Below are 20494 nucleotides of genomic sequence, written 5' to 3' on the forward strand. Positions count from 1 at the left end.
ATACTCGTTTTTTGCTGCTTAAATAAAGGCTATATTTCATAAAACTCCCGAACTTTCTCAGCCAAAGAGGCAAGAGAAGAATCGCCATCTTCCAGGTTTACGAGCATCCCTTTAATCACGATCGCCCGGGTTTCATCTTTAAGTATTTCTTCTTTAATGACCTCTAGTGATATCTTGATATTTTCGTCTTCCGTTCCTTCAAGATGATCCTCGATCATCCTCACCAGCATATCCTCATTTAACGAAGCAGATTCCATCGCCTTTAAGAATGGCTCCAATTTCTCCGGGGAAAGGACCGGCTTTTCTCCGCTTTTCATGAGGCCGTGAACCACGTCATCGACACGTCTTAGGATAAAATCTGACAGATAGTTAAAATCCATTTCTAATTTATCAAGCATGATGACTTCAAGATAGGACTTTAGGATGCCCTGGATGATCAATGACAGATCCCAGAAAAACGGTTCGATCTCTTTTCCGTAAATAGCGGTCAATCTGCGTCTGTAAAACTCGTATGTGTGGACTTTCATTTCGTGAAGCAGGGCATGGATGTCCTCATTGAACGGCATCGCATTTTCCCGGATCTGCATGATGATGAATTCTTTATGCTTCCATACTTCCACAAGCTGGGACTCCAGCTGCTTCCGGAACTTTTCGTATGGCGGCAAATCTTCATGCTCTATGAGATCTACTTTCTCCCGGATCATTTCAAAGTAATATTTCATGATGGCGAGCAGCAGGGCTTCCTTCGATTTGAAGTATAAGTAAAATGCTCCTTTGGAAATGTCGCATTCATTAACGATCTCCTGGACTGAGGTGGCGTTGAATCCTTTAGTGGCAAATAATTTTATGGACGTTTCGATGATTAACTTTTCTTTTTCCTTCATACTTTTCTCTCCTCAATTGACTCCTACACCTATTATGACCGATTGGTCAGTAAAAATAAACCTTTAATTTCTAACAAGTATTGACTAATGACTGTACGGTCAGTTATATTAATCTATGTTATGACTAGTCAGTCAGAAAATAGAAGGGATGAATAGAGAGTGAACGGTATAATCAATTTTGTGCTCAAGAATAAGTTTGCTGTTTGGCTGATGACGATCATCGTCATTGTGGCAGGCTTATATTCCGGTTTTAATATGAAGCTTGAAACACTTCCGAATATCAATGTTCCGGTTGTCAGTGTGACGACTGTCTATCCAGGCGCTGCGCCTGAAGATGTGGCAGATAAAGTATCGGAACCCATTGAGAAACGTCTGGAGAACTTGGACGGTGTGAATGTGGTAAGCTCCTCATCTTTCCAAAACGCATCCTCCGTTCAAATCGAATACAAATTTTCAAAAGATATGGATGAAGCAAAAACGGAAGTAGAAGAAGCTTTATCCGAAGTTTCATTTCCGGAGGGCGTCCAAGACCCTGATGTGACAAGGATCAGTATGAACGCATTCCCGGTCATCGCATTGAGTGTGGCAAATGAGGATCAGTCACTTGCTCAATTGACTTCTACAGTTGAAGAGACCATCATTCCGGGACTCGAAGGACTTGACGGTGTAGCTTCTGTTCAGGTTTCCGGGCAGGAGATTCAAGAAGCCAATCTGGTATTCGACCAGGAAAAATTGGCGCAATACGGCCTTGATGAAGAAACAGTCAAAAATATGATTAAGGGCTCGGATGTGACGGCACCACTGGGTCTTTACACATTCGGTGACACCCAAAAATCTGTCCTGGTTGACGGGAATATTTCAACTCTGGAAGATTTAAAAGAAATAAAAATACCTGTGACGCCGTCCGTCGGAGAAAGCATGGCCCCATCCCAAGGTGCACAGGCTCAGCAAGCAGCTCCGCAGCAGAACATGCCTGCCAACGTGAAAATCCCTACGGTTGAATTAGGTGAAATCGCGAAGATCGAGGTGACAGGTAAAGCCGAATCGGTTTCAAGAACCAATGGGAAAGAGTCCATCGGCGTTCAAATCGTAAAAGCGGCAGATGCCAATACCGTCGATGTTGTAAATGCGGTAAAAGATGAAGTAAAGAAATTCGAGGGAGATATCGACAATATCGAGATCATCTCTACCTTTGATCAGGGTGAACCGATCGAACAGTCCGTCAGCACGATGCTGAATAAAGCATTGTTCGGAGCTGTGTTTGCAGTGATCATCATTCTTCTGTTTCTGCGTGATATCAAATCGACGATCATTTCCGTCATTTCGATTCCGTTATCGCTTTTAATTGCGATCTTATTACTGAATCAAATGGACATCACGCTGAATATCATGACGCTTGGTGCGATGACGGTAGCCATCGGGCGCGTCATCGATGATTCCATCGTTGTGGTGGAGAACATTTATCGAAGAATGTCCCTGAAAGGTGAATTGTTGAAAGGGAAAGAATTGATCCGCGAAGCAACGAAGGAAATGTTCGTGCCGATCATGTCTTCAACGATTGTTACTATCGCTGTGTTCCTTCCATTAGGGCTCGTTTCCGGCATGGTAGGGGAACTGTTCCTTCCGTTTGCCTTAACAATCGTATTTGCCCTGCTGGCGTCACTTCTAGTTGCAGTGACAATCGTGCCTATGCTTGCCCATTCAATGTTCAAAAAAGGTGCAGGCAAGAAGCATAAAGAGAAGCCGAGCCGATTGGCAGACTGGTATAAAGGGGTACTGAATTGGACGTTGAACCATAAGATCATCACCTCGCTCCTTGCTGTGGCGATGCTTGTGGGAAGCTTGTTCCTCGTTCCCTTCATCGGAGTGAGCTTCATCCCTTCCGATGAAGAAAAAATGATGATGGCTACGTATAAGCCGGAGCCTGGTCAGACGAAAGAAGAAGTCATGGAAATCGCTGGTGAAGCTGAAGAATACCTGCAAGGCCGAAAAGGTGCAGAAACCATCCAGTATTCAGTCGGTGGAGAAAATCCGATGAACCCCGGCAGCACAAGTGATGCCATCTTCTTTATTGAATACAATGATGACACAGAAAATTTTGCTGAAGAAAAAGAAAAAGTCATAAAAGATCTTCAAGAACAAACAGGAAAAGGCGAGTGGGCACAGCAGGATTTCTCTGCCAGTGCAGGAAGCAATGAAATCGTCGTATTTGTTTACGGTGACACGCTTGAAGATATCGAGCCTGTTGTAAATGATGTCCAGGATAAGATGAAAGACATCAAGGATGTTAAAAAAGTGGATTCAAGCATCTCTGAGTCTTATGATGAATACTCACTTGTTGCAGACCAGGAAAAGTTAAGCCAGTACGGCTTGACTGCGGGTCAGGTTGCCATGGAACTTGGCCAGACTCGCGAACGCCCTGTCCTGACAACGATTGAGAAAGACGGGGAAGACGTAAATGTCTATCTTGATGTGGAAAAAGAAGAATATGAAAACATTGAAGACTTAACCGGCAAAACGATTCAATCTCCGCTAGGCATGGAAGTGCCGATCAAGGATGTCGTAAAGGTTGAAGAAGGTGAAACATCGGATACTGTCTCAAGACGTGACGGCAAGGTGTACGCACAAGTCACCGGTGAACTGAGCTCCAGCGATGTATCCAAAGCATCCGCAGCCATCCAAAAAGACATCGAAGAACTTGACCTGCCATCCGGCATCGACGTGAATATGGGCGGTGTAACGGAGGATATCCAGGAATCATTCACGCAATTAGGTCTAGCCATGCTGGCAGCGATCGCGATCGTTTACTTGATACTTGTAATCACATTCGGCGGGGGGCTTGCGCCATTTGCCATCCTGTTCTCACTTCCATTTGCGATCACTGGTGCCCTTGTCGCTTTACTGATCGCCGGGGAAACCATCAGCATATCGTCCATGATCGGGGCTCTGATGTTGATTGGTATCGTTGTAACGAATGCGATTGTATTGATTGACCGCGTTATTCACATGGAAAACGAAGGGTTCTCCACACGCGAGGCCTTGCTTGAAGCCGGTATCACCCGTTTACGTCCGATTCTGATGACAGCAATCGCGACAATCGGAGCGCTGTTCCCGCTTGCCCTTGGACTAGAAGGCGGCGGCCTGATCTCGAAAGGATTGGGAGTGACGGTTATCGGCGGATTGACAAGTTCCACGCTGTTGACACTTATTGTCGTACCGATTGTGTATGAGGTATTGATGAAGATGAAGAGAAAACTGTCCCGTGGAAAGAGGAAGAACGTGGCAGAAGAAGTGTAAAGATTGGGCAGCTCCCGTATTGGCGGGGGCTGTTCTTTTTTGTGCCTGACACACAGGGGGTGGATTGTCCCAGGCATAAAGTGGATAGATTGAGCCTGGCACAAATCGTGTAAATCGAGCCAGGCTCAAATGTGTCAATCTGAGCCTGGCTCAAATCACCCATTCCGAGTCAGGGACCAAGTGATTGGAGATTTATCAACATTTTTGGGTAGTTATCAACGAAAATGCTTATTTATCAACAAAAAATCCCGTTTATTAACAATTTTTAAAACTTTACCGACAATTCTTCAATAATCGACAAATTTCGCAATTGGAGCCACCAAACCCTATACGACCTCCATCCCTCCGAATTACCCATCAGATCAAAACATAATCGCAGGACAACCATCATAGAATGAAACATCTCATTTGAAGGTGGTCCGGGATCTATGAGTTTGTTTTTAAGAGGCACATTGGTGCTTGTGATAACAGCTTTTTTTGGTGAACTGGTGGAATTTATGATCAATATGATTTTAGCCCGTGAGCTGGGAGAAGCGGGTCTAGGTACATATATGTCGATTTTACCAACGGTTTTTTTAGTGGTGATTCTTTCGAGTATGGAACTGCCGATCAGTTTATCGAAGTTCATTGCAGAAAAAGATGAGAAGTACCATAGCGGGATGCTTCAGTATGTTTTCAGATTCGCCTTACTGACGACGATCGTTCTTCTGATCGCGATGGTTCTCGTTTATATGTGGACACCGCTGTTTGAAGGGATCCATCCCGGCATCCGCTGGCTGATCCTGGCCGTGATTCCGATTGTTGCGTTTACCTCGATTACAAGAGGGTATTTTATGGGGATTCAGCAGATGCGGAAAATTGCTGTCGCTAATTTTTTGCGCAAAGGAATTCAACTGATGCTCTTAGTTTCCATTTATCAATTTTTGTCCTTCACCAGCGATACGTCCATCTTTATTGCCTTATGTACACTGGTCGCGAGTGAAGCGGTTGTTTTTATTTATTTGATACAGGCTTATATTCTTAATCGAAAGGGTAAGAGAAAGAAAGGGAGCGCTCACGTTCCATTAGCGAAGAGTGAGATGAGACAATCCATACTATCCGTGTCTGTCCCGACGACTGTTCTGAGGATTTTTCATGCTTTCACTCATGCCGTCCAGCCTTTTCTGATAAAACTGGCCTTGGTTCACGCAGGAATGGGGGCGGTCGAAGCGAATGAACACTTTGGGATGATGGCCGGAATTGCCCTTACCATTGGATTCTTTCCTTCCTTTATCGCTTTTTCACTATTGATTGTCTTGATTCCGACGATTTCCGAGAAAGCATCTGCAAAAGATATTGAGGGGATCCTGCAGCATTTGAAGCAGGTGATGTGGATAACACTAGGTTATGGGGTGCCGGCAGTATTGATTTATTATCTACTGGGGGATTATATCACCGTGACATTTTTCCACTCTGTCACCTCAGCTTTTTACCTCAAGCTGTTGTGGCCGTATTTTTTCTTTCATTTTCTTGTACTGCCGCTGCAGGCTTTTTTAATCGGACTCGGGCTTGTGAAGGACGCACTGATCCATACTGTATGGGCAAGTATTTTCTCGTTCAGCCTCATTTATATACTCGGGTCTGATCCTGAATTCGGGATGACGGGTGTCATCATTGGGTTGAATGCAGGTGCCGTGTTAAGTGCTCTGCTTCATTATGTGACGATTTGCAGAGAATTGGAAACGACTATTTGGTTAAAATCTTTGGTGAAAATGTAAACTAAAACAAAATAGGATTCTTATCTTTTGCAACCATCGTACATTCCAATTATCATGTTCCATAAGCAGAATGCAATTATTAAAACAAAGTACTTACTAATTATTACATCAAAGGAGAACGCGATGATTGACTCTATATTGTTTAACTTAATGCTGATCGGTCTGCTGGGCATTGCTTCACAATGGTTGGCGTGGAGATTCAGGATGCCTGCAATCGTTGTGATGTCGATTGCCGGGCTGCTTGTAGGGCCTGTATTCGGTCTGATCGATCCGAAAGCCGATTTCGGTGAAATGTTCAAACCGATTGTCTCATTGGCCGTAGCCATCATTTTATTTGAAGGAAGCTTGAATCTTGATTTCCGTGAAGTAAGGGGACTTGGAAAACCTGTTTTTCGCATCGTTACATTTGGGGCGCTGCTGGCATGGATTCTGGGCTCACTCGGTGCCCATTTTGTAGCCGGATTGTCATGGGCTGTTGCATTCGTCATCGGCGGTCTCTTTATCGTGACCGGACCAACAGTCATCCTGCCCCTTCTCAGACAGGCAAAGCTGAAGCCGAGGCCTGCTGCGATTTTAAAATGGGAAGGGATTGTGGTAGACCCATTCGGTGCATTGCTTGCCGTCTTTGCTTTTGAGATCATCAACTTCTTAATAAGCGATGATGTCACTGCAACCACGCTGCTTCTTTTCTTTGCAGCTTCTCTGTTTGCTGGTGTGTTTGGATGGCTGATGGGAAAATTCACAGCATTTATTTTTGAAAAAGGACACGTGCCTGAGTTCCTAAAATCGCCGGTCGTATTCGTATTGGTGCTGGCGAGTTTTGCGATATCCGATCAAATCATGCATGAAACCGGACTGCTTGCCGTCACGGTCATGGGGATGACCCTTGCAAATATGCATATATCCTCCATAGACGATATGCGCCATTTCAAAGAGAACATCTCAGTATTGCTGATTTCAACCATTTTCGTCATGCTGACAGCTTCATTATCGGTTGATACGTTATTGAAGATTTTCAATTGGAATATCATTTCATTTGTACTTCTTATGCTATTTGTCGTCAGACCGTTATCCATTTGGTTATCGACGATCGGGACAGATCTTTCCAATAGTGAAAAACTTCTGGTCGGATGGATCGCCCCCCGAGGGATCGTAGCCCTGACGGTGTCGAGTTACTTTGCAGCCGTACTGCTGGAAAAAGGATTCGAAGATGCCTCGATTCTTACTTCGTTGACCTTTGCACTCGTATTCTCGACAGTGGTTGCACATGGGTTCTCGATCAAGTGGCTTGCGAAGAAACTCGATCTTGCCATCGATGAGCGTCCTGGTGTCGTCATCGTCGGCGGCAGCAGCTTCAGTACGGAATTGGCGAAGACACTCCAGGACTTGAAGATAACAGTATTGATCGCTGATTCATCCTGGCAGCGTCTGATTCCTGTACGGAAAGCGGGAGTCCCTTTTTACAAAGGAGAGATTCTCTCTGAACAGACAGAGTATTATCTGGATTTGACTCCATATGAATACATGATTGCAGCCACCGAACTGGATTCGTATAATGCTCTAGTCTGTACGACGTTTGTTCCTGAAATCGGAAGGAACAACCTCTTCCAGCTTAGCTTGCGAAGCCAGGGTGAAGTTGACCTGGAGGATATGGTCCACACCATAGGCGGACGTATTCTCTTCCAGGAGAGTGTGACATGGGAAGAATTGAATAAGAGGGTCGAAAGAGGAGATGTCTTCAGGAAAACAAGCATCACCGAAAAATACAGCTTCGAGTCCTATCTCGAAGAACGTGATGAAAATACACTGCTATTATTCGCCCTTAAGCCTTCAGGCAGAATCGAATTCTTTACGGAAGGCGCTTCTCCTAAAATCGAACAGGGAGATGTTGTCGTAAGTCTTACCCAGCGATGCAAGGAAATGAAAAAAATCAATGAAAAGCTTGCAGTACAGCGTGAGAAGAACGTGGAAGGGAAAGAAAAATAACTGGATGGAAATTTTCCTCCAGTAAAAAAAGCGTCGACTTTAAGGTCGGCGCTTTATTGATTTAGACAGCTATAATTAGAAAGCAGGATAGTGCCGTCATTTTTTATTGGAGTACTGCTGGCCAAGAAGCTGCTTTACCTGATTATAGGTCAAGCCCGACTCACTATTCAGCTTCTTCACTTCATCAATGTCGGTCCCGGAAATCGTCCGATTCTTACTGCTATTTGAATCATGTCCCATACAAAAACACCCCCTCTGACTTAATGTCAGTCAGAAGGGGTGATTCTATACCTCTCCCGCAAAGGACCGTCGTCCCACCCCCTTTAACTCGCTGGGACGCGGGTCTTGCGGTAAAAGAGGGTGACAAGCAGGACGATGAGGGCAAGGGTGTAGGCTGTATAAGCGAATGCCTGATGTTCTCCTAGGTTATTCATGCCGATTCCGATAAATGCCCAGACGAAGACAAGCGGGTACAGCCAATCTTTTTGCGAGACTCTCATCAAAACAGCAAGTATAGCGGCGATCACCAAGCCTGTCAGTGACCAGTACACCCCTGCACTTCCTTCCTTAATCAGCCCGATGTCTGTAAAGTAATACAGAATATTGACGATCATCGCAATGGAGATCCACCCCAAATAAATAGAAAATGGTGCGATATCCAAGAGGGGTGACGCCGTCTGTTTAACAGCCCTATAAAGAGCCACGAGGGTCAGGAACAGCCCGATCATCACCAAGACCGAAATAAGAAAGAAATTGTAATGCCAGACAAGAATCCAGCCGGAATTCAGCAGACAGCTCAGGATGAACAGCCCGCTCGTCTTTTGATAATGCGGCAGGTCCCTGCGGCTTTTAGGAATCTGCCGCAGAATCCATACTCCCAGCAGCAGATAAATCAAGCTCCATATCGAAAATACATAACCTGCCGGTGTCAGCAGAATATCCAATCTATTGCTGATCTCCGAAGTCGATTGATCATTGAGAGGCAGCGTGACAGCAAGCGTATTCATGACAATGACCAGTGCATAGGCTAAAATATTCTGTATTAATTTTATCAATGGGAATCCTCCTTAATTGAATAGTATAGGTTAGAAAAGTCACTTCTTTAATAAGACAATTGTCTTTTTAAATGTATCCAAGCAAATAAGCAAGCTAGATAGCTTTAGTAAATATTTTTTAGAAAGAAATTAACTAACATAGTTCAAAAAACAGAGTGGATTGAAGCGGAAAGGAACGGTCAGCGTTTATACTGCAAAAAACAATTATTTGCCTTTCTCGGTACTTTTCCACCAATTAAAGGATGCTAATCTTTTCTTAGAGAGTCGAAACATCTCTAAAATTGTTGAAGGATTCAAAGGCTAAATCGAGAATTATACTAAGACAGGTATTTAGATAAAAATTAGGGGGCAATTATGAATAACACTACATATTCAGATGTATGGGATTTAGATGTATTTTTCCAAGGTGGCAGTGAATCAAAAGAATTCAGGGAACATCTTGAGACGCTGAAAAGAATGAAAACACACTTTGAAGAGAACGCGCTTGCATTTCACCCGCCGCAGTCAGGCAGCGATGCGGATCTTGTTTGGAAGCTGATTGAAGAAGCAAAAGAAGTGATGCTGTATCTGCGTCAGGCGGGAGCATTTGTAAGCTGTCTGGAAGCACAGAATATGCACGACCGGAAAACCGATGAGCTGAGAGGGGAAATCACGAGCATCAGCGCGGATTTCTCTTCCGTTTTTACAAAATTTCAACAGCAGCTCTCTGACAGCTCTGAAGAAGTATGGAATGAACTGCTTCAGCACGAACAGTTAAAAGAAATCACCTTTGTACTGAATGAGTGGAGACAAAAGGCGAAAGACAAGTTATCCAGTACGGAAGAGGCATTGATCGGCGCACTTGCGGTGGATGGCTATCACGGCTGGGGCCAGATGTATGACACGATCGTCGGCGCCATGGAGATTTCGCATGACGGCAAGAAGCTGTCAGTCGGGCAGGCGAACAATTTGCTGTCGAGCCCGGATCAGAAAATCAGGAAAGACATCTTCGATAAATTAGAAAATGCTTGGAAGCAGAATGAAGAATTATTTGCAAAAACGCTAAATTATTTAGGCGGCTTCCGTTTGAGTGTCTATAAAAAGCGCGGCTGGGAAAATATCATGAAAGAGCCCCTTGAGTACAACCGCATGAAGCAGGAAACGCTCGATGCGATGTGGGGGGCCATTACGAAAAATAAAGCTCCTTTTGTAAAATACCTTAATCGGAAAGCTAAGTTATTAGGTAAAGAAAAGCTTGATTGGTTCGATCAGGACGCACCAGTTGCCGAGTCGACGAGCACGATGTCTTACGATGAAGGAGCCCGGTTCATCTTGAAACAATTCGCCCGCTTCGGGAAGGAAATGGCCGGGTTTGCCGAAAAAGCCTTCGAGGATAAATGGATCGAAGCAGAAGACCGTTCCGGCAAACGTCCTGGTGGGTTCTGTACGTCATTTCCGATGAGTGACCAATCACGGATTTTCATGACGTATTCAGGCAGCATGTCCAATGTATCGACGCTTGCTCACGAACTCGGACACGCGTTCCACTCCTACGCACTGCGTCCGATGCACACGCTAAACCGCAATTACGCAATGAATGTCGCAGAAACGGCATCCACTTTTGCGGAAATGATCGTCGCAGATGCAGCGGTAAAGGAAGCGCAAACGAAGGAAGAAAAGATTGCCCTTGTGGAAGACAAGCTTCAGCGAAGCGTGGCATTCTTCATGAATATCCATGCCCGTTTCCTATTTGAAACCCGCTTCTATGAAGAACGTAAAAAAGGAATCGTCTCTGCTGAAAAGCTGAACGAATTGATGGTGGAGGCGCAGAAAGAAGCATTCTCCGGCTCGCTGGGAGAAGTCCATCCGCGTTTCTGGGCATCCAAGCTTCATTTTTACATTACGGGTGTACCGTTTTATAACTTCCCTTACACCTTTGGTTATCTGTTCTCTTTAAGTATTTACGCCAAGGCTCTCGAGTCTGGTGAGAATTATGAAGAAAAGTACATGTCCCTGCTTCGCGACACCGCCATCATGAATGTCGAAGACCTTGCCATGAAACACCTCGGGGAAGACATCACCCAGGAAGCATTCTGGGAAAAAGGCATCAAGCTCTGTATTGCCGACGTAGAAGAATTCCTTGAACTGACAAATTAAATCGAAGGCCCGTCCCTCACCGCTTTAAAGCGCCGGGGACGGGCTTTTTTATATGCAGTCCTACCCATGCTAAGCCTCAGGTCTTAGTTGAAAATAAAGCCAGAGCTCGTTATGGAAAATCCGGAAAATAGGTAGGATAGAGACATGAAGAAGAAAGGAGGCAACAACATATGAAAAAATTCGGTTTGCTAGTAGCAGGAGGGATCGCGGCGATTGTGCTGCTTGCCAATTTAGGACCGATCGTGGGACTCGCGATTTCCCTGGTGATCATGTATTACAGCTTCAAGGCGTTTCTAAAAACAGACTCAACGTTCAAAAAGGTCATCTGGGCCGTGATCGGGCTGGCGGCATTCAGCGCCACCGTATCCAACTTCCCGGCCATCATCGGTCTAGTCGCACTTTACGTCCTCTACGTGATCTATAAAAACTGGAAAAAAGATGACATCATCATCGAAGAAAAATCAAACGACCCATTCACCAACTTTGAAAGAGAATGGTCTCAATTGAAGAACTAGGGTTTTATCAGTAGATCTTGGTCCCTAGACAAAATGCAGTGTTGTATGTCTTGAGGATTTTAAGTTCCATCCAGCGGTTGATTGGAGTGCAAGACGGAGACTCCTGCGGGATAAGCGAGTTAGGTGAGACCCCGCAGGAGCAGAGCGACGAGGAGGCTCACCAACCGCCCGCGGAAAGCGAAGTCTTGCACGGAAATCATAAGCGGCATTCAGCAATATTTTCAAAAATAACAATCAAAAGGAGAGAAACAACCATGCCAAACTTATTCCAAAGAATTAAAAATACAGTCATGTCCGACCTGCACGAAGCATTAGATAAAAAAGAGAAGAAAAATCCAATCGCAGTACTGAACCACTACCTAAGACAATGCGAACAGGAAGTAGAAAAAGTACGAAAGCTGGTCGAAAGGCAATACATTCTAAAAGAAGAATTCGCAAAAGAATACCAGCAGGCAGTAAAACTTGCCGAAAAAAGAAAATACCAGGCAGAAGTGGCTTCAAATGCAAACGAAACAGAGCTTTATGAATTCGCCGTTCAGGAACAAAAATACTACGAAGAGCGTACAGAACGCATCGCTGACCTCAAGTTGAAAGCATCGAAAGAGCTTGATGAACTCGAGAGAAAGTACGAAGAGATGAAGCACAAGCTGAAGGATATGTATATCAAGAGAATGGAGCTCATGGGAAGAGAAAACATCGCGCGCGCCCACAATAAAGTGAACAGCGTCCTGGAAACTTCATCAGGCTACAACAACGGATCGTTCTCAAAGTTTGACGAAATCGAAACGTACTTAGACCAGCTGGAGCACGGTGTTAATTCATCATACTACCGCAATACGATCGACGCGAAGATTGCAAAATTAGAAAAAGAAATGAAAAAAGAGGAAACAGAAGCCATTCCTTCCTGAAACATGGTATTCTATTAACAGTAAAAAGGGGGAGCCCAGTACCTGGGTTCACCCTCTTTCATACTGCTAGGGGAAAGAATGGATACATAATTCACGAAAGGAGGAACCCCCTTTGTTAAATCGACTTCGTTCAGACGGAATCAGCTGGATCATATTGATCGGAACTTTACTTATTCTTTTGGAAGTCTCCTTTTATGACGGGGGGGTTCTGGTCTTTCTTTTTATCGCGGCTTTCGCCATTTATGTCGGTCGTAAGAATATTCATAAGAAATCAGGGAAGATCCTGTTCTGGTTCGGGGTCATCAGTTTGGGCATAAATATATTTAATACAGTGGCCTTCAAATTTTTGCTTTTTGCCATCTTAATTTTTATTATCATGCGCTTTGCAGATTCAAAGAAACACCCTAAATATATTGCCCCTTCCATCAAAGAAACGTTCACTCAATCTCAGGAACCGCTGATCATGAAAAAATCAGCCCTTCAAAATGAATGGTTCGGAACAAAGCGTACACCTGAGGACGTATTTGAATGGAATGATATCAACATCCAGGGGATCATTGGTGATTCGGTCATCGACATCGGCAATACCGTCCTTCCAAAAGGGACCTCAGTCGTCTCGATCCGTAACATCTTAGGGAATGTGGAAATCCTTGTCCCGTATGATGTGGAAGTAAGCATACATCACTCAGTGCTGGCGGGTTCCATTGAAATATTTGAGAGTGTGGAACCGAAAGCGATCAACCAATCCCTCTACTATCAAACCCCCGGCTACGAGACAGCCGTTCAGCGGGTGAAAATAGTCACTTCCCTCTGGATTGGAGATTTAGAGGTGAAGAGAATATGAGTACAGTCGGGAAACAGCTTGCAGCCGGATTGCTTTTTTCACTCAGCGCTTTGATTGTGGTATCTGTCTCATTCTTCTACCTGTATCCCCTTGATGACTGGTCGCTGCTGTGGGAAGTTGAAGTGATGGATATTCCGGGCATCGGATTTATCGTGCTGGTTAGCATTATTTTAGGAATGGTCTTCGGACTCAGGTCTGGCTGGATTCATAAAAAGCAGCTCCATGAAATAGAAGATGCCCTTCTGCACATGGAACAGGGTAAAACGTTCACCCCTGCAGAGTCATCCGTCACAGAACTTCAACACATATGGAAAAAGGTTGATACATTAGGAAAGCATCTTGCCGACCAGGCAAGGTATTCACAGAAGCTTGCAAATGAAAAAGCGGAAGAGCAGGAAAAAAGGATCCAGGAAATCGTCTCCCAGGAGCGTAACCGGTTGGCCAGGGAGCTCCACGATTCCGTCAGTCAGCAGCTGTTCGCAGCATCCATGCTCATGTCCGCCATCACCGAGACACCGTCATCGACACGCACGCCTCAGGAAGAAAAACAGCTCAAGATGGTCGAGCAGATGATCCATCAATCACAGCTCGAAATGAGGGCGCTCCTTCTTCATTTGCGTCCGGTTGCGCTAAAAGGGAAGAACCTTCAAGAAGGAATGAAGGAGCTTTTGGTCGAATTATCACAAAAGGTCCCTCTGGAAATTCAGTGGAAGATCGAAGACATGAAGCTCGACAAGGGAGTCGAAGACCATCTGTTCAGAATCCTGCAGGAATCTGTTTCAAATACACTCAGACATGCCAAAGCTTCGTCACTCGAAGTGCTGCTGATCAAAAGGGAATCCATCATTATTTTACGTGTAGTGGACGACGGGCAGGGCTTTGACGTCAACGAATCGAAAGCAACGAGTTCATACGGGCTTCAGAATATGAAGGAAAGAGCCATCGAAATCGGCGGCACGTGCAAAATTATCAGTATCCCAAATAAAGGTACCCGCCTTGAGGTGAAGGTGCCGGTTGTAGAGAATGTAGGTGAAGAAAATGATTAAAGTTGTATTTGTAGATGATCACGAAATGGTCAGGATCGGAGTATCGTCCTACCTGTCAGCACAGTCGGATATCGAAGTGGTCGGTGAAGCGTCCGACGGAAAAGAAGGCGTAAAGCTTGCACTCGAGCTGCGTCCTGATATCATCCTGATGGACCTTGTAATGAAGGAAATGGACGGAATTCAGGCGACGAAGGAAATTGTGCAGCAGTGGCCGGAAGCAAAGATCATCATCGTCACCAGCTTTTTGGATGACGACAAGGTATACCCGGCGCTTGAAGCAGGGGCGGTCAGCTATATGTTGAAAACCTCAAAAGCAAGTGAAATCGCCGACGCCGTCAGAAAAACCCATCACGGACAATCCATTCTCGAACCTGAAGTGACAGGAAAGATGATGACCAGAATGAGGCAGCGGACGGTTTCCGAGCCTCATGAAGAACTGACCAATCGCGAACTCGAAATCCTGCTGCTGATGACCCAGGGGAAGACGAATCAGGAAATAGCGGATGAACTGTACATCGCGTTGAAGACAGTGAAAACGCATGTGAGCAATATTCTTTCCAAGTTAGGGGTGCAGGACCGCACGCAGGCTGTGATCTATGCGTTTAAACACGATTTAGTAAAATGAAGACCCGGGAGCTGGTGCTTTTGGGTTTTTTTAATTGTTGATATTGTAAGGAAGGCTGTAACAGCCAAGACTGCCGTTTTGAGTTTGATTACGAACGAAGCAGTGCCTGCGAATGGTTGTCGATTTCTGTCATATAATCGGTAGTTCGCCCATATATTCGAGATATCGCCCATATATCCTGAAATTCGCCCATAAATTTGGAATATCGCCCTTATATTCTGGATTTCGCCCTTAAATTCGATATAACGCCCATAAAACCGACATACCTCCCATATCCTACCCTTCTCAATTCAGCAGGATTCAATATCATCTTCGTTATCATATCAACCTATAAGAGTATATTGAAAATGTCTATTTCAGTAAGGTCAAAACAGATTGAGAGTCTTTTGACCCAATAACCTTGACGGCCGGCGATATGCGATTGAGCAATTTTATCCATGAAATATAAGGAAATACCCCGGGTGGATAGTCATGTCAATTTACAAACTCAATACTCTATTTACAAAATAGTAAGAATAATAACACCCTTCTGCCTATTACTCTACAAAATAAGACAAAATATACTTGTACTGTAATCTATTTTTTATATTTGTCATTTCATTTTGAAAGGGGAAAGGGTATGAGTGTGAAAAAGGTTTCTTTGTCAGTAATCAGTACAGCGTTATTACTTGTAGGAAGTATGGTTCCACAAGGTGTCATGGATGGGAAGGAAGTGACGGCAGCTTCCAATACAGCCGTTATCAATGAAGTTGCCTGGATGGGGACGACTGCTTCCTATAACGATGAATGGATAGAATTGTATAACGCATCTTCCTCCAGCTTGTCTCTTGATGGATGGGTGCTCGAAGCTCAGGACGGGTCACCGAGTATTCCGTTAAGCGGATCGGTGGCAGCGAATGATTATTTTCTTTTAGAAAGAACGAGTGACAGCACGATTTCAGGCGTGACAGCGGACCAGATTTATACAGGCGGTCTTGGTAATTCGAATGAAATAATCTACTTGAAGGATGCTTCCGGCACGATCGTTGATGAGGTCGACAGCTGGTATGCAGGTGATAATACGACAAAAGCGACGATGGAAAGAAGTGACAGCTCATCTGTCGGTACGAGCGCAGCGAGCTGGAGTACGGCGACTGCTGCCTATGAAGGCGGATATGGGACACCGAAAGCGTCTAATTCTACTGATACGCAATCCCCTCCTCCTGCTGGCAGCGGCAGTGAATCCCTTACGAATGTAAGTGAGGCACCGGGCGCAATCAATGTCTTTTTTAACAAAAGTGCTTCGACTCAATATGCTTCTGCAGGTAATGAAGCCAACTACAATGTGAATCTGGAAAACCAGTTGATTGAACGTTTGAACGAAGCAACGACATCGATTGATTTTGCTACATATGAAATCAATTTGCCGCGTGTGATTGATACGCTGATGGAAAAAGCAGCTCAAGGTGTGGATGTGCGTATCCTTGCAGACGCAAAGGACGGGGCGGACCCTCACTATGCTGAACGCTATGAAACCATGAGACTCTATTTAGAGAAGCTTGTCCGCGGAAAAGATTCAATCGTAGGAACGGCTGATGATGCTCATATTCTATCGGATTCTCCGATGTTTGCCGTAGAAGACGCAGCGAAGCGTTCAGAGTACAATCTGCCTGCAAGCTTCACTGATTTCCCGCAGCGTACAGTGATGGTGGGGAGCACGGAGATGACAGGTCATCTTTTCGTTGAAGGAGAAGAGAAGGCAGCGGACAGTTATTACTCACCAGGCAATCAGATGCATAATAAATTTGCAGTGGTAGATGATACATGGGTGTTTACAGGCAGCTGGAACTTTACGGTGACAGGACTTTACGGTTCGGAAGAGAACATGGATCAGGGAATTCTTGACGGGAATCAGCAGCATGTTGTCGAAGTTCATTCCCCTGAGCTTGCTGCCATATATGAAACAGAGTTTGAGGAGATGTGGGGAAGCGGGACGACAACACCTGATAACAAGGTTTCGAACTTCAGCACCAGAAAAATCGATAACACTCCTCACTCAGTGACAATTGGCGGTAAAGAAGTCGAGGTCTATTTTTCATCAGGTGATGATGCAGTCGGACGCATGACCGAGCTAGTGAAGACGGAAGCGGATGAACGTGCATATTTCACGATTTTTGCCTGGAGCGATCAGGCTTTGGTTGATGAGTTGAAGAACAAATGGGAAGGAAGCTATGCCGATAATCAAGGTACATTGACTGGTTTCGATGTAAAAGGATTATTCGATGCAAGCTTCTGGAATCAATGGTGGTCTGCGAGTATCGAAATGACCGGCAGAACGGCGTCCCAGACGAGCGAAAACAACCCGAATATCCGCTGGGCGAACCCGGCTCCGGTTTATCAGGCCAATGAAAGCAGAAAGCTTCATGCCAAAACGATGATCATCGATGCGGACACGTCCAGTGATCCGACCGTCATCGTCGGTTCCACGAACTGGAGCGAAAACGGGAATAACGTAAATGATGAAAACATGCTGATCATCCATGATACTGCGATTGCAAATCAATTTGTGCAGGAATTCAACGCTCGGTATGTGAATGCCGGCGGGGTCGTTCAGTAGGTAATAAACGAGAAAAGCAGTTCGATTTTGGGGCAAGAAACCCCAGGATTGGACTGCTTTTTTGTCTTGTTTGAAAAGGTAAATGGTTATATTTTGTTGAATTATACCTATAAACAGTGATTCATAGGAAGGAGCGCGAATATGGGAGATATCGATAAAAGAAGCCGACTGGATGAATCCCCGTTTAAGTATCGGGTCACGAAAAGCGGCATGGTGTTTATAGATTATGAGGGCATGCAAGTGAAAGTACTGAAAGGGAAAGAAGCTGTCCGATTCCTGGAGAAAGTGAAAACGGCAGAAAGCGAAAAGGAACGGCAATTAGCTATGGCAAAGATTACGGGGAATTTTAAAAGAGGCAATGAACGCATTTAGAGTCAGATTGATTTCGGAGGATAGAACGATGAGAGTAGAGCACTTAACAGAAAAAACGAGGGAAGAATTTCTGGAGTATTGCCGAAAACACCGGCACGAAGTGGATGATTCTTTTCTATATGAGGACCAGTTGAAGGCTTTCAAGGTCGATGAAGAAGAGAATCCAACCTATCTGCTGATGGAAGGAGACAGGATTGCCGGTGCAGTTTCCCTGTATCGTAGTGAATATTTCCTCAAAGGAAACAGGGCGCGCTTCAGGATATTCCACAGCACCATCCTTACGTTAGCGGCTTATAAAACTCTTTGGGAAAAAATAAAAGTTCATGGGGAAGATTTAGATAAAGTCTATACATTTATCGATGAAAAGAATCCGGCTGTAAGAAAGATAATGGAGGAATTAGGATTTGATATAGAGAGAATATCATATTTGCTCGAACGGCAGGCACAGGATTTACCTCGAGTGGATATTCCACCAAAATACAGACTGGAAGACCTTGTCTTCGACCGTGATGAAAAAATATGGTGTGAGGTCAGAAATGCTGCGTTCTCTCAATTAGCAGGAGCAGAGACACCAATTACTGTCGGGCAGGTCAAGGAAATGAAGGATCAGGAGGGACATCTCCCCGGGGGAATGAAAATTCTCTTCTGCCATGATGTTCCGGCAGGGATATTGAACGTTGAAAAGGAATGGGACGAAGGGGAATGGAAAACCTTCATCGGTCTCCTGGCAGTCAAACCGGATCAGCAGGGGAATGGTATCGGAAGGATGCTGTTAAGGGAAGGGCTTCGTTTCGGAAAGGAAGCCGGCATGGAAAAAGCCTTGATTTCTGTTAACGGAGAAAATGATAAAGCAGTGAAGCTCTATACCCAAGAAGGGTTCGAGAAGAAGATTGTCATGGTTTGTTATAAATATGATATGAAATAAGAAAAAGGATGCTCCGGGGAAAGGAGCATCCTTTTTCGTGTGGGAAAGCTGATCATTCCATCCCGGGGGCCTTCTGAATTTCAAAGATAAGTACAATTGCAGTGATCGCGTGGGCAATCAATCGGATGATCGGGAAAAAGTTCAGGAATGAGGCAATGATTCCAAGAGCACTTCCTAGAATAGGCTGGTCTTCAGACTTTGATACATATAGTACACCAGCATGCCAGACAGCCACTAGACAAAGGAGAAACGGAATTGCGTCACCCGCAATATTTCCAAAAACCGGGACCGCGAGAAATAATTCAATCGAAAAGGACAACCATTTTATACGTGAAAGCACGGCACACACCTCCTGTTTACAAAGTATGCAAAGAGGGATGGGTGGTGCTTGTAAGAATGAGAGGAGCGTAAAAAATCCCTCGATTCGGGCTTCCGTTTTCCCTTTGGGGACTAATGTTTTTTTACTGAGAACATGCTGTTTTACAAAAAAGAAAGTAGATCAAATAAATCCGTTTATGATGAGTTAAACTTTTTTCAGTCGGACTGCTTCACACTAAGAACGGTGATCGTAACCAGGATGACCGCCATTCCTAAAATTTGAATGGTGGTCAAGTGATCCCCGATAACCAAAACGCCAAATAATGAAGCTGTGACCGGCTCTACCATAGCTACCATAGATGCGTTTGCAGGAGTAGTCCATCGTATTCCAATCACATACAATGTGAATGACAATCCAGCCCCCAGGATCCCCAGAAGCAAAAACAATCCTATATCACTTGATGCCAATACATCTGCTGCTTCTCTCTTATCCGTAAAGAGAAAAAGGATGAGACAAAATGAAAAAAAAGCAATGGCTAACGTGGTGGGCGGATTACCGATAGAAGACGCATTTTTAAACCCGAATATAAACAAAGCATAGGAAAGACCGGCAGCAAGCCCCGCGGCCATCCCTAAAAAACTCACTGAAATCGATTCAGTGTTGTAGGCACCTGTAAGCAGGATAATTCCCAGGAGAACACCGCTAATACAGCCCCACTTAAACCAAGTAGAAGGTTCTATCCGCATTAAAAAGGATATTAAAAGAACGAACACAGGTGCGGTGTACATTAACGTAGCGGCTATAGCAACGCTAGAGGCCTGGATGCTTAAAAAATAAAAAGTGAAATTCCCGGCAACACCCACACCTGCAATCAGAGCGCAAATGAATAAACGGGGAGAGATGACCCGATTTTGTCTGAATCGAAAGAGAAACCACACTAAAAAACATATAAAGCCAACGGCCCCCCGGTAAAGTGAAATCACAATCGGATCCCAGCCTTTGTTCATAAGAACATCGGCAATTCCCCCACTAATGCCCCAGCATATAGCGGCTAACATAACTAAACCTATACCTGCATATTTCATTGTGTACCTCCTAACCGACCATATGTTGATAGAAAATGATGTTAATGGTAATTCCTTTAATCTTTCTTCCTTAAACCAAACTAAATATGAAATGATGGTTTCTTCTAAAAAGTAGATATTGTTTACGACAATTAAATTGTAGAT

At 44.6% G+C, this 20494-nt stretch carries 17 protein-coding genes; 12 read left to right on the forward strand and 5 right to left on the reverse strand.

What is annotated here, in order from left to right; all coding sequences use genetic code 11:
* Nucleotides 1–29: 29 nt before the first annotated feature.
* The gene (locus ACXAFV_RS10200) at nucleotides 30–884 is read right to left on the reverse strand and encodes a TetR/AcrR family transcriptional regulator (protein WP_475126253.1); all 855 of its coding nucleotides are present in this window, start codon (nucleotides 882–884) and stop codon (nucleotides 30–32) included.
* 159 nt (nucleotides 885–1043) lie between these two features.
* On the opposite strand from ACXAFV_RS10200, the gene ACXAFV_RS10205 reads away from it, so the two are divergent.
* From ACXAFV_RS10205 to ACXAFV_RS10215, 3 genes are all read left to right on the forward strand, one after another.
* Nucleotides 1044–4181 (forward strand): efflux RND transporter permease subunit, encoded by a 3138-nt coding sequence (locus tag ACXAFV_RS10205; RefSeq protein WP_475126254.1) that lies wholly within the window; start codon nucleotides 1044–1046, stop codon nucleotides 4179–4181.
* A 428-nt stretch (nucleotides 4182–4609) separates the two neighbouring features.
* Complete coding sequence (locus ACXAFV_RS10210) at nucleotides 4610–5938, forward strand: oligosaccharide flippase family protein (RefSeq protein WP_475126255.1); 1329 nt, start codon at nucleotides 4610–4612, stop codon at nucleotides 5936–5938.
* A 123-nt stretch (nucleotides 5939–6061) separates the two neighbouring features.
* Nucleotides 6062–7924: a cation:proton antiporter gene (locus ACXAFV_RS10215; RefSeq protein WP_475126257.1), complete on the forward strand. Its 1863-nt coding sequence runs from the start codon at nucleotides 6062–6064 to the stop codon at nucleotides 7922–7924.
* 96 nt (nucleotides 7925–8020) lie between these two features.
* Here the strand turns inward: ACXAFV_RS10215 and ACXAFV_RS10220 are convergent, their stop codons facing one another.
* A complete protein-coding gene (locus tag ACXAFV_RS10220) occupies nucleotides 8021–8164 on the reverse strand; it encodes a hypothetical protein (RefSeq protein WP_475126258.1) in 144 nt (47 codons plus the stop codon).
* An 83-nt stretch (nucleotides 8165–8247) separates the two neighbouring features.
* Entirely contained in the window at nucleotides 8248–8979 is a 732-nt protein-coding gene (locus tag ACXAFV_RS10225) for a TspO/MBR family protein (protein ID WP_475126260.1), read from the reverse strand.
* A 354-nt stretch (nucleotides 8980–9333) separates the two neighbouring features.
* On the opposite strand from ACXAFV_RS10225, the gene ACXAFV_RS10230 reads away from it, so the two are divergent.
* The 9 genes from ACXAFV_RS10230 (at nucleotide 9334) to ACXAFV_RS10270 (ending at nucleotide 18946) form a co-directional block, all read left to right on the forward strand.
* Nucleotides 9334–11115 carry a M3 family oligoendopeptidase gene (locus tag ACXAFV_RS10230; RefSeq protein WP_475126261.1) on the forward strand — a complete coding sequence of 594 codons (1782 nt, stop codon included), beginning with the start codon at nucleotides 9334–9336 and terminating at the stop codon, nucleotides 11113–11115.
* Between the two features lie 170 nt (nucleotides 11116–11285).
* Nucleotides 11286–11630, forward strand: a complete 345-nt coding sequence (locus tag ACXAFV_RS10235) for a lmo0954 family membrane protein (RefSeq protein WP_475126263.1) — start codon at nucleotides 11286–11288, stop codon at nucleotides 11628–11630.
* 254 nt (nucleotides 11631–11884) lie between these two features.
* Nucleotides 11885–12538, forward strand: a complete 654-nt coding sequence (locus ACXAFV_RS10240; RefSeq protein ID WP_475126264.1) for a PspA/IM30 family protein — start codon at nucleotides 11885–11887, stop codon at nucleotides 12536–12538.
* Nucleotides 12539–12650: 112 nt separating this feature from the next.
* Nucleotides 12651–13382, forward strand: coding sequence for a cell wall-active antibiotics response protein LiaF (gene liaF, locus ACXAFV_RS10245; protein WP_475126265.1), 732 nt, complete (start codon nucleotides 12651–12653; stop codon nucleotides 13380–13382).
* Nucleotides 13379–14428 (forward strand): sensor histidine kinase, encoded by a 1050-nt coding sequence (locus ACXAFV_RS10250; RefSeq protein ID WP_475126267.1) that lies wholly within the window; start codon nucleotides 13379–13381, stop codon nucleotides 14426–14428. Before liaF ends, ACXAFV_RS10250 begins: the two co-directional genes overlap by 4 nt.
* Nucleotides 14421–15053: a response regulator transcription factor gene (locus ACXAFV_RS10255; RefSeq protein WP_475126268.1), complete on the forward strand. Its 633-nt coding sequence runs from the start codon at nucleotides 14421–14423 to the stop codon at nucleotides 15051–15053. The genes ACXAFV_RS10250 and ACXAFV_RS10255 overlap by 8 nt, the downstream gene beginning before the upstream one ends.
* Before the next feature lie 619 nt (nucleotides 15054–15672).
* A complete protein-coding gene (locus ACXAFV_RS10260; protein WP_475126270.1) occupies nucleotides 15673–17649 on the forward strand; it encodes a phospholipase D-like domain-containing protein in 1977 nt (658 codons plus the stop codon).
* 141 nt (nucleotides 17650–17790) lie between these two features.
* Complete coding sequence (locus ACXAFV_RS10265; RefSeq protein WP_475126271.1) at nucleotides 17791–18021, forward strand: hypothetical protein; 231 nt, start codon at nucleotides 17791–17793, stop codon at nucleotides 18019–18021.
* A 28-nt stretch (nucleotides 18022–18049) separates the two neighbouring features.
* Nucleotides 18050–18946 carry a GNAT family N-acetyltransferase gene (locus ACXAFV_RS10270; protein ID WP_475126272.1) on the forward strand — a complete coding sequence of 299 codons (897 nt, stop codon included), beginning with the start codon at nucleotides 18050–18052 and terminating at the stop codon, nucleotides 18944–18946.
* Nucleotides 18947–18998: 52 nt separating this feature from the next.
* On the opposite strand, the gene ACXAFV_RS10275 is transcribed toward ACXAFV_RS10270, so the two are convergent.
* Nucleotides 18999–19286 (reverse strand): hypothetical protein, encoded by a 288-nt coding sequence (locus tag ACXAFV_RS10275; RefSeq protein WP_446245241.1) that lies wholly within the window; start codon nucleotides 19284–19286, stop codon nucleotides 18999–19001.
* A 194-nt stretch (nucleotides 19287–19480) separates the two neighbouring features.
* The gene (locus ACXAFV_RS10280) at nucleotides 19481–20350 is read right to left on the reverse strand and encodes a DMT family transporter (RefSeq protein ID WP_475126274.1); all 870 of its coding nucleotides are present in this window, start codon (nucleotides 20348–20350) and stop codon (nucleotides 19481–19483) included.
* Nucleotides 20351–20494 lie beyond the last annotated feature (144 nt).

The sequence above is a fragment of the Rossellomorea sp. ABR4_012 genome (assembly GCF_056159545.1).